The organism is Microcoleus sp., assembly GCF_049646505.1.
Classification (GTDB): domain Bacteria; phylum Cyanobacteriota; class Cyanobacteriia; order Cyanobacteriales; family Microcoleaceae; genus Microcoleus.
This window is the reverse complement of sequence record NZ_JBARVX010000561.1, coordinates 1-16,017: the sequence shown is the minus strand read 5'-3', so window position 1 is coordinate 16,017 and position 16,017 is coordinate 1. Positions and strand designations below refer to the sequence as shown.

The 16,017-nt window shown below is 45.4% G+C and carries 9 protein-coding genes; 8 read left to right on the top strand and 1 reads right to left on the bottom strand.

Going from position 1 to position 16,017, the window contains the following annotated elements:
- Nucleotides 1-1,098: 1,098 nt before the first annotated feature.
- From WBA89_RS26395 to WBA89_RS26360, 8 genes are all read left to right on the top strand, one after another.
- On the top strand, nt 1,099-3,642 hold the full coding sequence (locus tag WBA89_RS26395) for a CBS domain-containing protein (protein ID WP_424410617.1): 2,544 nt from the start codon (nt 1,099-1,101) through the stop codon (nt 3,640-3,642).
- 67 nt (nt 3,643-3,709) lie between these two features.
- Nucleotides 3,710-4,108, top strand: a complete 399-nt coding sequence (locus WBA89_RS26390; RefSeq protein WP_424410616.1) for a response regulator — start codon at nt 3,710-3,712, stop codon at nt 4,106-4,108.
- Entirely contained in the window at nt 4,105-7,260 is a 3,156-nt protein-coding gene (locus WBA89_RS26385; protein WP_424410614.1) for a PAS domain S-box protein, read from the top strand. Before WBA89_RS26390 ends, WBA89_RS26385 begins: the two co-directional genes overlap by 4 nt.
- 393 nt (nt 7,261-7,653) lie before the next feature.
- The gene (locus tag WBA89_RS26380; protein ID WP_424410613.1) at nt 7,654-9,585 is read left to right on the top strand and encodes a response regulator; all 1,932 of its coding nucleotides are present in this window, start codon (nt 7,654-7,656) and stop codon (nt 9,583-9,585) included.
- Nucleotides 9,586-11,493 carry a PAS domain S-box protein gene (locus WBA89_RS26375; protein WP_424410611.1) on the top strand — a complete coding sequence of 636 codons (1,908 nt, stop codon included), beginning with the start codon at nt 9,586-9,588 and terminating at the stop codon, nt 11,491-11,493.
- 403 nt (nt 11,494-11,896) lie between these two features.
- Nucleotides 11,897-12,085, top strand: coding sequence for a hypothetical protein (locus WBA89_RS26370; protein ID WP_424410609.1), 189 nt, complete (start codon nt 11,897-11,899; stop codon nt 12,083-12,085).
- Complete coding sequence (locus WBA89_RS26365) at nt 12,082-12,540, top strand: response regulator (protein ID WP_424410608.1); 459 nt, start codon at nt 12,082-12,084, stop codon at nt 12,538-12,540. Before WBA89_RS26370 ends, WBA89_RS26365 begins: the two co-directional genes overlap by 4 nt.
- Nucleotides 12,541-12,661: 121 nt before the next feature.
- A complete protein-coding gene (locus WBA89_RS26360) occupies nt 12,662-14,347 on the top strand; it encodes a diguanylate cyclase domain-containing protein (protein WP_424410607.1) in 1,686 nt (561 codons plus the stop codon).
- Between the two features lie 136 nt (nt 14,348-14,483).
- Here the strand turns inward: WBA89_RS26360 and WBA89_RS26355 are convergent.
- A partial coding sequence (locus tag WBA89_RS26355) for a sensor histidine kinase (protein ID WP_424410605.1) occupies nt 14,484-16,017 on the bottom strand: 1,534 nt, incomplete at its 5' end.

The following is a 16,017-nucleotide window of genomic DNA, read 5'->3' as shown; positions in this document are numbered from 1 at the left end:
CGACCAGCTTGGCCGGCAAACTAGATTCGGCTAAGTGCCCCTACCAAGCCGATCAGCAAGTTAAGTTCCTGCACCTGCAAGCAGAAATCGACTCCTTGCCGCTGCATGGTTTTTGGGAACTAGGCTGATGATTGAGAATTGCCGGCACCCCGATTTTCTGAGGTACGAGTTACTGGCAAATCTGAGAATATTTGTGGCGACACCTGCGGACAGGTATCAATAGTTACACTGATTTCAAGGCAGGTTCTTCACAATTTCCTTAACCTGCACCCTAAGATTCAGCAGTTATGCTCCACTTTCCCGGCTACAAAATTTTTAGGAAAATCTATGAAAGCGATCTCTAGGGATCGTCTCATATTTGTAACAACACTTCTTTCTTCCTCACTTCTTTCTTCCTCCTTCTTTCTTCCTCCTTCTTTCTTCCTCCTGCCTCCAATTTATAGCTGGGCTGCTTTCCGACACAGATGCTCCCAGATGCGTTTACCCTGTCGGTCAAACGACGTTTACTGTGTCAATTCCGATCGCCATTTAGCTTTATTGCAATCCTAAATCATTCACAAAATTTGTAGGTAGTGCTAAGAGTGCCTACCCTCGATCGGGGTTCTTCAATGGGTGGGAATCACCCTACAATGAACTATACAAATGATGCGAGAATTGCCCTATTCTACTAAAAAAATATACCGGTGCGCGACTCAAAATACAACTCTCGACAGATGTTATATCGATCGCGGCTGCACTGTCAGGTGATTCTTGAGTGTTGACTGTTGACTCGAAAGCTGTTCGGACATTTGAACAATACCGGTGCAACCGAAAACGGTGTCATATTGTTCAATTCTTGAATTTAAAATTTAAAATTTAAAATGGTATTAGACAGATGTCAAAATTCGAGCGCGATGGGGTGTCGCCATTGTCAAATTTTAAATCTAAAATGGTATTAATTGCCAGTTCCGAGTCACGCCCCCTTGATAATTAGGCGGCTGCAACCGCCTCTAGACCAACTTTCGCCTGCCGGAACTGGCTAAGAAATAAAGGGAATATTTAACCCAATTTGGGTATTAATTGCCGATTTTGCCTACATTTCTCTCTCTTGATTTGCCCATGTCAACCACAGTTTATGATAACCAACACTTGCTCGAACAGGCGATCGACCTCAAACCGCCGGTGCTGCCTCCAGATACACCGTTAAAAGTTGCGCTCGCCGCCATGACTCAGGCGAGCGCCAGTTGCGTTTTAATCGCGCTTGAGCAGCAACCGATCGGGATTTTGACTGAGCGCGATGTTGTCAAAATAACTGCTAGCGAAATACCCATAGCAGGGCTGACAATTGCTGAGGTAATGACGCAAAATCCGATCGCCATTTCCATCGATCTAGCGGAGAATATCTTCAAAGTATTGGGCATATTGCGATCTGCAAAAATCCGTCACTTGCCCCTCACAGACGCAGGCGGAAACTTGCTCGGCGTCATCACCTCAGAAAGCATCCGTCAAATCCTGAAACCAAGCGACTTGCTGCAAATGCGGCGCGCCCGAGAAATCATGACCGCCGAAGTAATAGTTTCCTCAACTAAAACCCCAGTTTTAGAAATCGCAAAACAGATGGCAACCCAGCGCAAAAGCTGCACAGTCATTTGCAGTGAATGCGACAACAAAAATCAAAAACCTGTCGGCATAATCACAGAACGCGACATTGTTAAATTCCAAGCTGCCGAACTCGATTTTGCCAGCACGACTGCCGCAGCCGTCATGAGTTTTCCCCTCATACCTTTGCAGGTAAAAGCCACATTGTGGCAGGCTCACCAATTCATGCAGCAGCACCGCATCCGGCGCTTGGTGGTAGTGGACGAAGCAGGATATTTAGCCGGAATTATCACCCAAAGTACGCTGCTGCAGGTCTTAGATCCGGTAGAAATGCACGCGAATGTCGAGCTTTTGCAGGAAACAGTTGCCGAAAAAATTCAGGAGTTAAAAGAAGTGAACAAACAATTGCAAAAAGAAGCGTTTCGGAGAAGCGAAGTAGAGGAACAATTGCGACTTTTAAATGAAAATTTAGAAGAACAAATTAAACAGCGAACTTTAGAATTAATTAACGCTAACAGTCAGTTAAAGCAGGAAATACAAGACCGCGCCACCGCTGAAGCTGAAGTCCGCCGCCTCAACACCGAACTCGAACAGCGAGTGCAAGAGCGCACTGTTCAACTAGCAGCCAGCAACGAAGAATTGCAGCAAGAAATTAGCGAGCGCAAATTGCTAGAAGAAAAATTGCACTTTTCTGAAAGCAAAGTTCGCGGAGTTTTTGAAGCAATGACAGACATAGTTCTCGTACTCAATACTCAGGGCAATATAGAAGTTTTACCCACCAATTCGGCAGCATTTTATGAACCTGATTGCGATACAGTCAGCTTGACGATAGAACGTTTTTTTGACGACGATCACCCCGATGATTGGTGGAGTATAGTCAAGCAAGTATTAGAAACAGAACAAACGCTAAATTTGGACTATAAATTAACATTTAACGGTCGCGAAATTTGGTTTTCTGCCTGCATCTCTTTGTTCTCAAAAGATGCAGTGATTTGGGTTGCCCGCAACATCAGCGACCGCAAACTAGCAGAGTCGGCGCTGTCCCAAAAAAATGCGGAATTAGCTCATACCCTCCAAGAACTAAAGCACACTCAAAAAGAACTGATTCAATCAGAAAAAATGGCAGCTCTCGGACAGTTAATTGCCGGAGTTGCTCACGAAATCAATTCTCCCTTGGGGGCGATTCGCTCCTCGGTGCAGAACATCGCCGATTTCTGGGCCAAACAATTGGAGCATTTGCCGAGATTTTTCCAGCAACTATCCCCGGAACGGCTGCAGGATTTTTTGTCGCTGCTGCACGCATCAAGCGAGGAAACAGACACCTTATCTAATAAAGAAAAACGTCAGTTAAAAAAAGTTTTGCAGCGGCAATTAGAATCAGAAGGAATTGACGACGCAGACAGCCTGGCCTGTACCTTGTTAGATATTGGCATTTGCCATAACGTAGAACCTTTTTTACCTTTGTTGAAAAACAGCAAAAATCGAAATGTTTTACAAACTGCCTACGAATTTGCTACGCTGCAAAAAAGCACTAAAAATATTGCTACTGCGACAGATAGAGCTGCCAAAATCGTTTTTGCTTTGAAAAGCTACTCTCGTTACGACCAGTCAGGCTCCAAGACAATCGCAAATATTACTGACGGGATTAATACCGTTTTAACGCTTTACCACTACCAAATAAAACACGGTGTGGAAGTAGTCAGAAACTATGGTACTGATTTGCCCTCTATGCTATGCTATCCTGATGAACTAAATCAAGTTTGGACAAATTTGCTTCACAATGCTTTACAAGCGATGGGCAACAAAGGAGTGTTGAAAATTGATGTCAAACACCAAGATAACTCAATATCAGTCTGTATTACTGACAGCGGCCCCGGCATTCCTCCAGAGATTATGCCAAGAATTTTTGAGCCTTTTTTCACGACCAAACCTGCTGGAGAAGGCAGCGGTTTGGGATTGGATATAGTTCACAAAATTATTGAAAAGCACCAAGGTAAAATCCAAGTAGAAAGCGTGTCCGGTCAAACCAAGTTTACTGTGTCTTTGCCTGTCGAAATTACTTAGGCAATTAACAATAAAAACCGGGTGCAATCTCCCTCCCAATTTGAAATTCAAAGATGAGTAAAAATTTATGTCCAAACCAGTAATTCTGTGCGTTGACGATGAAGTTGTAGTTTTAAACAGTTTGAAAATCCAACTTAAAAAAGAATTTGGCGATGCTTACCTGTATGAAGTAGCAGAAAATGCTGATGAAGCTCTGGAAATTATCGAAGAACTTAAACAAGAAGATGAAAACGAGATTTTGGTCATAGTATCGGACTGGTTGATGCCCGGTATTAAAGGAGATGAGTTTTTGATATTGGTTCATCAAAAATATCCCCAAATTGTGAAAGTCATGCTGACAGGTCAAGCGGATGAAATGGCAATAGAACGGGTGAAAGAGCAAGCCAACTTGCACCGCTGTTTGTACAAGCCGTGGGATGGCAATGAATTAGTAGAAACTATTAAATCTGGTTTGAAAAAAGTATGAATAATAAACCTGTGATTATTTGCGTGGATGACGAACCGATAATTCTTGAGAGTTTGAAAATTGAGTTAAAAAAAGCCCTAGGAGAAGAACATTTATTAGAAATTGCTGAAGGCGGCGAAGATGCTTTAGAGTTAATAGATGAATTGCTGGCAGAGGGCAGCGAAATCGTGGCGGTGATTTCTGACTATCTGATGCCGAGTATTAAAGGGGACGAATTGCTGAAGCAGATTCACAAAATTTTGCCCAAAACTATCAAAATTATGCTGACGGGGCAAGCAGACCTCGAAGCAGTGGCGAATACTATTAAATATGCTAAGTTGTACCGCTACATATCGAAGCCTTGGCAGTCAGAAGATTTGAAGTTGACTGTAAAAGAAGCGGTCAACAGCTATTTTATGGAGAAGCAATTAGCGGAACAAAACGCTCAACTCCAAACGCTGAATCAAGAATTGGAAACTTTAGTGGAGGAACGGACTGCACAACTGCGCTTGTCTGAGGAAAAGTTTGCTAAAGCTTTTCGTTCTTCTCCTAACCCGATTACTATTACCAGATTTCAAGACGGTAGTTATTTAGAAATTAATGAGGCTTTTTGCCAGACTATCGGTTATTCTGCAGCAGAGATTCTCGATCGCACGGCGCTCGATTTCAATCTTTGGGAAAGTATAGAAGCCCGCGCTAAGTTGTTTAAAATGTTAGGGGAACAAGAAATTGTTCGCAACTACGAATTTAATTGGCACACTAAAACTGGGGAACTCAGAACCGGACTGCTGTCTGCTGAAATCATTGAGATTCACGGCGAAACCTGCGTGATTTCTGTGATTCAAGATATTAGCGATCGCAAATTGGCAGAAGAAAAACTTCGCGCTTTAGCGGCTTCTTTAGCAGCAGCGCAAAGAATCGCCAGCCTCGGCAATTGGGAATGCGATTTCTCTGCCAATACAACTACTTGGTCGGAAGAATTATCTCATATTTTCGGTCTCGATTCAACCCGGGCTGCGCCAACTCTAGCTGAGTTTCCGCAATACGTGCATCCGGACGATCGGCAAAAATGGCAAACAACGATCGACGCTGCTATTGCTAGCGGGCAATGCTACAGTCTGGAATTTAGAATTGTGCGGCCTGAAGCGACAATTGGTGCGGATAATTTCCCGTCAGAAACAAGTGAAGGCGGCTTCATCCGCTACATCGAATCCAGAGGAGAACCAGTGGTCAACGAACAAGGGCAACTGATAAAACTCTTCACAACTTTGATGGACATTACTGCCCGCAAGCTGGCCGAAAGAGCTCTAGCAGAGAGCGAAGAAAAATACCGCCATTTAGTTGAAACTTCCCAAGATATTATCTGGTCTTGCGATGCCCAAGGACACATTACTTTTGTGAACCAAGCAGTCAAACAAATCTACGGTTACGAAGCTGAAGAAATGCTCGGATGTTCTTTTGGGGATTTCTTGGCACCAGGACAAATAGACTGGAACAGGGAACTGCAGCAGCGCTTGTTGACGGGAGATGATGTGTTTCAGTACGAAAGTATAGTAATAGGAAAAGATAGCCGATCGATCGATGTAAATACGAAGGCGATTGCGCGATTGGACGCGGACGGAAATATCAGCGGCACAACAGGAACAGCTAGCGATATTACTGAGCGCAAACAAGCAGAAATAGCCCTGAAAAAAGCCAAAGAAGAAGCCGACAGAGCCAACAGGGCAAAAAGCGAATTCCTCTCGAATATGAGCCACGAATTGCGAACTCCCCTCAACGCAATTCTCGGTTTCACCCAACTGCTTGCCCGTGCGGCAGTCCTCAATGCCGACCAACAGCAATACTTAGGAATTATTAGCCGCAGCGGGGAACATTTGCTGGATCTGATCAACAATATTCTGCAAATGTCAAAAATTGAAGTCGGGCTGGTAACAGTTAATAACAGCACTTTCGACTTGCACAGAATGCTCAAAAATACGGAAGAGATGCTGAAGCTGCAAGCTGAAAAAAAAGGGTTGCAGTTAATTTGTGATGCGACTGTAGACCTACCTCAATATGTAGAAACAGATGAAAGTAAGTTGCGCCAAGTATTGATTAATGTGGTGGGAAATGCGATTAAATTTACGTCAAAAGGCGGTGTTAATTTAAGAATCAAACATGAGCTGCTGTCAGACAAAAACTGCGGAGAGATTGCACCGATTAAAAATTGCTGCTTGCTGTTTGAAGTTGAAGACACTGGTACGGGAATTTCACCGCAAGAAATAGACAATTTGTTTAAACCTTTTGTGCAAACAGAAAGCGGTAGAAAAGCTCAAGAAGGAACTGGTTTAGGTTTGCCTATCAGCAAACAATTCGTGCAGTTAATGGAAGGAGAAATGACTGTAAAAAGCAGTGTCGGCAACGGCAGTATTTTTAGATTTGATGTTAAAGTATCGCTGCCTAATGCAGTGGAAATTCAGGTGGCTCAGACAGCTCGTCGAGTTGTTGGGCTGGAACCGGGACAGCCGGAATACCGGATTTTAGCTGTTGACGATCGCCTGGAAAGCCGCTTGCTGTTGGTCAGAATGCTGGCATCGCTCGGCTTTACTGTGCGGGACGCTGAAAATGGGCTTGAAGCTGTGTCGGTGTGGTCGAGTTGGGAACCTCATTTGATTTGGATGGATATGCGGATGCCGGTGATGGACGGCTACGAAGCTACTAAACAAATTAAAGCGCATTTGAAGGGTCAAGCAACGGTGATTATTGCTCTGACGGCGAGTGCTTTTGATGAGGAGCGATCGGTGATTTTGTCTGCTGGTTGCGATGATTTTGTGGCGAAGCCTTTTCGGGAGCAAGTGATTCTGGAAAAGATGGCTAAGTATCTGGGAGTTCGCTATGTTTACGATCGAGAAGCTCCGCCGAGTTCGGATGCTGTCGCGCCCGGTGACGTTTGCGTACCTGAAACTGCTGATATACCTTTTACGCTGAATGCTTCGTTGTTTGAAGGTATGCCGGCCCAATGGGTTGATGAATTGTACGATGCGGCGGATGCGGTTGATAACGAGCGGATTTTTGAGCTGCTGTCGTCGATTCCTGGGATTCAGCCTGATTTCGGCAGGGCGATCGCCGATTTGGCGAATAACTTCCGGTGCGATCGGATTATCGATTTGATTGAGGAGTTTAGAAATGTTTGAAGGAAGAAGGAAGAGGGAAGAGGGGGGAAAGGAAGATGGGTGATATTGTTTACGGTTGCATCGGAATGATTTAACCGCAGAGGCCACAGAGGACACAGAGGAAGAGAAGAGAGAGAGGAATAATTCCGATACCAACGGATTTTATACGAGGGGCGGGTTCGGGATGATTGATGATTTAGGTCGATCGACTAATTTACCTGTAGGCCCGTGTTCCACACCCTGGTAATCATCAGTCATTCCCAAATCTCAAATCTCAAATCTCAAATCTCAAATCTCAAATGGTATAAGTTCTGTAAATATCAAAGTAGTTGATTCACGGGCGAGTGCTATAATGACTATTTAACCGATTTTCACAATTTCAGCAATTTTCAATATAACAAAAAATAGCGATCGATGACCAATCAAACAGAAGATGGTAAAGGCAACATATTAATTGTTGACGACACGCCCGAAAATTTGCAAGTTTTATCAGCAACCCTGTCGGATCGCGGGTACAAAGTCCGGGGCGTAATTAACGGCAAAATGGCAATCAGAGCCGCGCGGTCGGGTTCTCCAGATTTGATTTTGCTCGACATCAAAATGCCGGAAATAGACGGCTACGAAGTTTGCACGCAGCTCAAAGCCGAGCCGAAGACAGCAGAAATTCCTGTTATTTTTATCAGCGCTTTAGATGAAGTATTGGACAAAGTAACTGCCTTTAAAGTTGGAGGGGTAGATTACATCACAAAACCCTTTCAAATAGAAGAAGTTTTAGCGCGAATCGAACACCAACTGACTATCAAAAGACTGAAAAGACAATTGATCGATCGCAATACCGAACTGCAACAAGAAATAATAGAACGCAAAAAAGCCGAAGAAGCCGCAGCCGCTGCATCGCTGGCAAAAAGTCAATTTGTTGCTAACATGAGCCACGAATTGCGGACTCCCCTCAACGCCATCCTGGGTTTTACCGAAGTCATGAGCCGCGACTCTTTGCTGAGCCACGAAAATATCGAAAACCTCGGAATTATTAACCGCAGCGGTCAACATTTGCTGGAACTAATTAACGATGTTTTAGACTTGTCGAAAATAGAAGCCGGGATAATTGGCTTAGACGAACGCAGCTTCGATCTTTATCAACTCCTCGACACTCTCGAAGAGATGTTTCAAATCAAAGCTGAAACCAAAAATTTGCAACTGAGATTTTCCGTAGATGTCAATGTTCCCCAATATATAAAAACCGATGAAAAAAAGCTGCGCGTCTGCTTGATCAACCTGCTGGCAAATGCCATGAAATTTACCAAAAACGGCGGCAGCATTTGGCTGCGCGCGAGGGTGGAAGGCAAGCAGCCGGCAGCATCGGAAATTTCTCCTAATTCTAGCAGCGCCGAACAATATTTAATTTTGTTTGAAGTTGAAGATACGGGAGTTGGCATAGCAGCAGCAGAAATTGATACTTTATTTGATGCTTTCGTGCAAACAGAAGCAGGCAAACAAGCGGCTGACGGTACGGGATTGGGTTTAACAATTACTAAAAAGTTTGTAGAAATAATGGGCGGAGAGATTTGGATAGACAGTGTTTTAGGTGAGGGAACCAGTCTTAAATTCAACATCCGAGTATTTCCTGCGATTTCGTCGGAAATAACAGTCGCGACTTTGCAGCGGGTAATCGGATTGGAACCAGATCGACCAGTTTATCGGATTTTAGCAGTTGACGACAATCAAGAAAATCGGCTGCTGCTGGTGAAAATACTGCAACCAATTGGTTTTGAAGTCCGAGAAGCCGAAAACGGCCTCCAAGCTGTTGAACTTTGGGAAAGTTGGCAGCCGGATTTAATTTGGCTGGATACGCGAATGCCAGTAATGGACGGTTTTGAAGCTGTCAGACAAATTAGAGCTAAAGAGGAACAAACTAAGCCGCGAACTGTAATTATTGCTTTGACTGCTAGCACTTTTGAGGAAAGAAAAGGCGAAATTATCGCCGCAGGTTGCGACGATTTTGTGCGGAAACCTTTTAAAGAACAAATCCTTTTTGATAAGATGGCTTGCTACTTGGGAGCGCGCTATATTTATCAAGAGTTGCCCCGACTGGAACCGGGGGCTTTGCGCCGTTATTTTGCGATGGAAAAACCCGATTCATTTTTCCTGCCGCTGCTGGCCCAGATGCCTCGAAGTTGGGTGCAGGAACTCTACAGCGCAGCTAATGATGTTAATGAAGAGCTGGCGGTTCAAATTGTCGATCGCATTTCTGAAAGTCATCCAACTTTAGCTGAGGCTTTAAAAGATTTGCTTGTCGATTACCGGCTCGACAGGATAATTGATTTAACTCAATCGAGTTTAAAATAAATGGATAACAGCCAAATTAAAATATTGGTGGTAGACGATCAACCGAGCAATCTGCGGTTTTTATCCAAACTGCTAACAGCCCAGGGGTATCAAGTTTACCGAGCTATTTGCGGTCAACTGGCGTTGAATTCTGCGATCGCCCATTGCCCGGATTTAATTTTGCTCGACATTAGAATGCCGGAAATCAACGGTTATGAAGTTTGTAGCCGACTGAAATCGACACCGGAAACCGCACAAATTCCGGTGATTTTTTTAAGCGTACTAGATGATATTAACGATAAATTACAAGCTTTTCGAGTTGGCGGTGCGGACTATATTGCTAAACCCTTTCAAATAGAAGAAGTTTTAGCGCGCATCGACAAGCAAGTCAGCTTCCAAAAACTGCAACAGCAACTAAAAGAGCAAAACGCTCAACTGCAACAGTCGCAATCGCTGCTTGCTAGCGTCTTAAATAGTTCCTTAGACGGTGTGGTGGCTTATTCTGCTGTCCGCAACAATCAGGGAAATATTGTGGATTTCCTGTGGCTGTTAGTCAACCGCGCTGCTGAAAAAATTTCGGAGCAGTCATTAAACGAGATAGTTGGCAAGAATTTGTTGGCAGAAATTCCCCAAATCCGCAATAGCAGGTTATTTAATTTGTACGTTTCTGTAGTAGAAACAGGAGAAACTGTAGACCAAGAATTTTATTACGAATGCGATCGAGATCCAGGTGTTTGGCTGCACATTGTCGCGGTCAAATTAAACGACGGTCTGGCAGTAACATTTCGCAATATAACCGATCGCAAACAAGCCGAAATTGCCCTGCGAGAAAGCGAAGAACGCTTCCGCGCCATCTTCGAGCAAGCGGCAGTCGGCATAGCAAAAACCTCGCTGTGCGGTCAATTGATACGGGTAAATCCCGGCTTTTGTCAAATTGTCCGCTATGCAGAATCGGAATTGTTGCAGCTTCATTGGCGGGCAATTACTCATCCCGATGACATCGAAGCTGACACGGAATGCGTGCGCTTGCTGTTATCCGGGGAGATGCAAACTTTTTCTCTGGAAAAGCGTTTGATCTGCAAAGATGGGGAAGTGCGCTGGGCGAATGTTACTGTTTCGACAATCCGCGACGCTGAGGGGACGGCGCAGTATTTGATTTGTGCGATCGAGGATATTTCCGAGCGCAAGCTGGTAGAAGAACTGCTGCAAGCGAGTTTAGAGACTCAAACCCGCTACGCTGAAGAATTAACTCGTTCTAATGCCGAACTCGAACAGTTTGCCTATGTGGCTTCTCACGATTTGCAAGCGCCTTTGAGCACGATTTCCGGCTACGCTCAACTATTAGAAAAGCGCTTTCACAACCAACTTGATGAGCGAGGAAAGAAATTTATTGGCAATATTGTTAATTCTTGCGTGCGGATGCAGGCGCTGATTGATGCTTTGCTGGAGTATTCGCGGGTTGGGAACAGTCCGAAACGTTTCGATTTGATTGATTGCAATCTGGTTTTTGAGGATGCTTGCGCTAATTTGCAGTTGGCGATCCGCCAGAATCAAGCTACTGTAACTAGGGGCGATTTGCCGAGGATTGCAGGTGACAGTTTTCAACTGCTGCAACTGTTTCAAAATTTAATTGGCAATGCGATTAAGTACCGCAGCAACAGGGTGCCGGTGGTACGGGTGGGCGCTTTGCGTCAGGGGGATAACTGGGTGTTTTCGGTGCAGGACAACGGTATTGGTATTGCCGAAGAGCACTATCCGCGAATTTTTCAGATTTTTCAGCGCTTGCACGCGCCAAAAGAGTATTCTGGAACGGGTATCGGTTTGGCGATTTGTCAAAGAATTGTCGATCGGCACGGCGGCCGCCTTTGGGTAGAATCAGAACCGGGTAGAGGCTCGACTTTTTATTTTTGTATTCCTGTAGCAAAGTGAAGTCAGCAGTCCGCCACTAACAGTCGGCAGCGATTTGAGATTTTAGATGGGGAATTGGGGCATTGGGCAAACAGGGAATGGCTGTCCGGGTTTGGATTGCGGCCTTAAATTTGGATTTTGTTTGGAAAACTGGTTTTACTTAAACTTTAAATAACTTTATCTGTTCTTTACACAAATGCTCGTAAAATTGTAGCATATTCACTGATGACATTCTGTTCAAAATCCATCAAGATAAATATATTAGCTCGATCCTTATACAATTTAAAAATCAGCGGTGCGTGCAAGACTTGTCAGTTTATTTCAAATTTATCCCGAGCATCTTGCTTTGGGATGCAGTCGTTTCCCTAGTAATTCGCAGACTAGCATTTGTGATGTCTTGGCAGTTGGCCTGTTCTCGGACAGAGTGCCAAGTGAAACAAGCCGGATTCGCAAAGCTTGGCGCATTATGCAAAGTCTCAAATTGTTGCAACACAATGGCAATTTTTTCAGCTTGGTTGGCCGGATGAGGACTACAGATGCTTTGCAGGCGATCGGACACCGTTCCAAGTCCCGCTACTTCACAAAATCCTTTCGTGGTGAGGCAAAGCCGTGAATTATAACAACAATAAAAAGTTTACTCTTTTAATCGCCAACGATGACGAGGACACGCGCTTTTTGATGCAGGAAGCAATGCGAGAAGTTCGATTGGCAATTAAAATCGAATTTGTGGAAAATGGAGAAGAAGTGCTAGACTATTTGTACCGTCGCGGTGAATATGCTGGTAGCAGCAATTGGCACCAGCCAGACTTGATACTTTTGGATCTGAATATGCCGAGGCTGGACGGGCGAGAAACACTAACTTCGATCAGAGCTGACCCGGATTTGCAACAAATTCCGGTGGCGATTCTCACAACGTCGCACCGCAGCGGAGATATTTTGCTTTGCTACCGCTTGGGTGCGAATTCTTTCATATCCAAACCAGTCACTTTTGAAGGATTGGTTGAGGTAATGAAGACTTTATCTCAGTATTGGTTTGAAATTGTTTCGCTCCCGCGTCGGGATCTGTAAGCTTTAATTGACGTTGAGATGGATAGTTTGAGGGTAAACTGCATTTGATAGACCGACATATTGCAGGGTAAGTATAGCAAAAGAAAAAAAAATCATTTAACCCGCTGCGAACGCTATAGTTGTGTTAACACGTCACCAATGTTTGAAAATTTTGTTGGTTGAGGATGACCTCGCAGATGCGACGCTGATTGAAGACCTTTTAGGGTCATTCAGCGAGTCTCTGTTTCGCCTTAAAACTGTTAAGTCTCTGGAGAAAGGACTGGCGTGTCTGGAAGCAGAAAAATTTGATGCAATACTGTTAGATTTGTCAGTGTCTGACTGTTTGGGGGGAAGCGAGGATATCGCTATTTTGAAATCCCGATCGCCCACAGTGCCGGTTGTGGTGCTGACGGATATCAACGACGATAATACGGCGCTGTCGCTGTTGCGATCGGGCGCTCAAGATTGTTTGGTAAAGGGAAGATTTCACAGAACTCTGCTGGTGCGGGCGATCCATTACGCGATCGAACGCCAGCGCATCGAAGAACAATTGCGGCAGCAAGCTCTCCGGGAGCGGCTGCTGGGACAAATGATCGAACATATTCGATCGTCAATAGACGCGGCGAGCATTCTCCAAAGTACCGTCGCAGAAGTGCGCCAATTTCTGAAAACAGACCGCGTTTTAATTTATCGCTGTCAGGATTGGGCATCTCAACTCGACGGGGAAGAGCAACAAGGTGCGATCGCCGCAGGTGATGGTTTGCCGTTGGGTTATATTGAAAACCAAAATATTAGTGCTGCATTGGCGGTGTCGTGCTTTGTTTTTGTCGAATCTCAGTCGGTACAAGCAATAGCAGATGTCAGCGCTGCCGAATTAACTGGCAGTTACAAAGAGTTGCTGGCAGATTGTGAAATTGCAGCAGTTTTAAGCGTGCCAATTTGGCAATCGGGCGACTGGGAAACGGCAAATAACAGGCTAGAAGGCACTTTTTGGGAAGCAGAAAATAAACCAGATGCAGTGGAAGATTATATCTCGCGGCAGGCTGCTCAACCGCAGGCGCAGGGTTCTAGTACGCCGGATTTGAGGAGTGAAAATTGCAATAAATTGTGGGGAATGCTGACAGCATACAATTGCAGCGGTATCAGGGAATGGCAGCAGTGGGAAATAGATTTTTTACAGCACTTAGCAAATCAAGTGGCGATCGCGATCGAACAATCTCAACTTTACCGCCAGCTCGCAATAGCCAATCAAAGATTGCAGCAACTGGCAACTACTGACGGGCTGACGGGCATTGCCAACCGCCGCCAGTTCGATCGCGTTTTGATGTTGGAGTGGCGCAGATTGGCAAGAGAAGAACTGCCGCTTTCTTTAATTATGTTGGACATCGACTTTTTTAAACTTTACAACGAGTTTTACGGTCACGTCGGCGGCGACGATTGTTTGCGCCAAGTTGCCGGGGCGATCGCCTCTGCTGCCAATCGGGCTGGGGATTTTGCCGCCCGCTACGGCGGCGAAGAATTTGCCGTAGTGCTGCCCAATACCAGCGCCGAAGGGGCACACGCTGTCGCCCGGAAAATTTGCGACAATATCGCCAGCTTGAAACTGCCTCACGCGCGATCGCCGATCGGCTCTTATGTTACCCTCAGTTGCGGAATTGCTACGGCGATTCCGGCTGGCGAGGAATCTTGCAGTACCCTAATTCGCAGCGCTGACAGCGCTCTTTTTCAAGCCAAAACTGAAGGTAAAAATCGCATTTGTCACGCGGGCCGAAATCCTCGGTGGTTGGAACCCGCGCCTGCACAAACGATGTCCGCCTCTGCAGACTGAGAAATCTGGAATTTGAGAGAAATCCTCGGCGGTTTCCAACCGCCGGGGTTTTTTTTGAACCCGCGGAGGCGGGTTTTGTTTGTGTAGACGCGGTTTCCAACCGCCGGGTTTTTCTCAATCGACTTTTGCAAGAGGTCTATTCAACCCGCGCCGGCGGATTTTGTTTTTGCAAACCTGGGTTCCAACCGCCGGGGTTTTTCGATCGCACAGGAATTTCAATCACAAACTCCGATCCTTCTCCCAGTGTCGAAATACAGCTCAATCGGCCGCCGTGCCGATCGACTACAATCGAGTGAGAAATCGACAATCCCAAACCCGTGCCCTTGCCCACAGGCTTAGTCGTGAAAAACGGGTCAAACAGCCTCGATCGCACCGGCTCCGGTATCCCCCCGGCGTTGTCGGCAATAGATACCGCTACGAAGCCCGCAGCAGCCGGATAAGTCCGAATCGCGATCGTGCTCGGATGCCGATCGCACTCCTGCACCGTCCGCCCTTTGTCCCGTTCTTCCAAAGCATCGATCGCATTAATCAAAATATTCATAAATACCTGATTCAACTCGCCCGGAAAACACTCAACTTCCGGCAATAGCTGGTAATCTTTAATTACCTGAATCGCCGGACGGCTGCTGTGAGATTTCAACCTATTTTGTAAAATCATCAAAGTGCTGTCAATTCCATCGTGAATGTTGACCGACTTCCCCGCCGACTCGTCCAAGCGGGAAAAGTTACGCAATGATTTGACAATCTCGACAATTCGCTGAGTTCCTACCTGCATCGAAGTAAACAATTTCGGGAAATCTTCAAGAATATAATCTAAATCTATCGCATCAATTTTATCCAACACTTCGACCGGAGGATTCGGACAGTATTGCTGGTAAACTTTAATCAATTCCAGCAAATCTAAACTGTAACCGCGAGCCGGACTGATATTGCCGTGAATGAAGCTGACGGGGTTGTTAATTTCGTGAGCAACACCAGCAACTAGCTGACCCAAACTCACCATTTTTTCATTTTGAACGAGCTGACCTTGAGCGGTTTTAAGTTTATTAATTGCTGCTTCCAACTCTAGTGCTTTTAAGCGTTCTCGCGCTTCCGATTCCTGCAAAGCTGACTCGGCTTGTTTGCGATCGGCAATTTCAACTTGTGCTTGCTCGAACAGCGTCGATTGCTGGATCGCGATCGCCAATTGCACGCTAATTTGTTTGAGACACTCCACCTCAATTTCCAGCCAGCGGCGGCAGCCAGCGCACTCGTGAGCAATCAACAATCCCCACAAGTTATCGCCTTGCAAAATCGGCACTACCAAATTAGCTCGCACCTGAAATTGACGTAAAAAATCAATGTGGCACTCGGCAAGACCGGCTTGATAAATATCATCGATAACTGCAGTGCGACCATCTTTATAAGCAGCAGCATAGCTGGTGGATTGAAAGCAAAAATCGTTAATATTTATTCCCAGAAGCGAACCCCAATTTTCGCCCACAGATTCGACAGTTACAAAACCGCTCCAGTCAGGATTAAAGCTATAAATAATTGTCCGGTATGTATCCAAAAAATTCCGGATTTCAGCCACAGCTTTTGTCAATATTTCTGCTAAATTCAGAGAAGAGCGAATCCGTTCCAGCATCCCTACTACCAAACGTTCTCGCTTTAATTGTTGGCGCAAGATC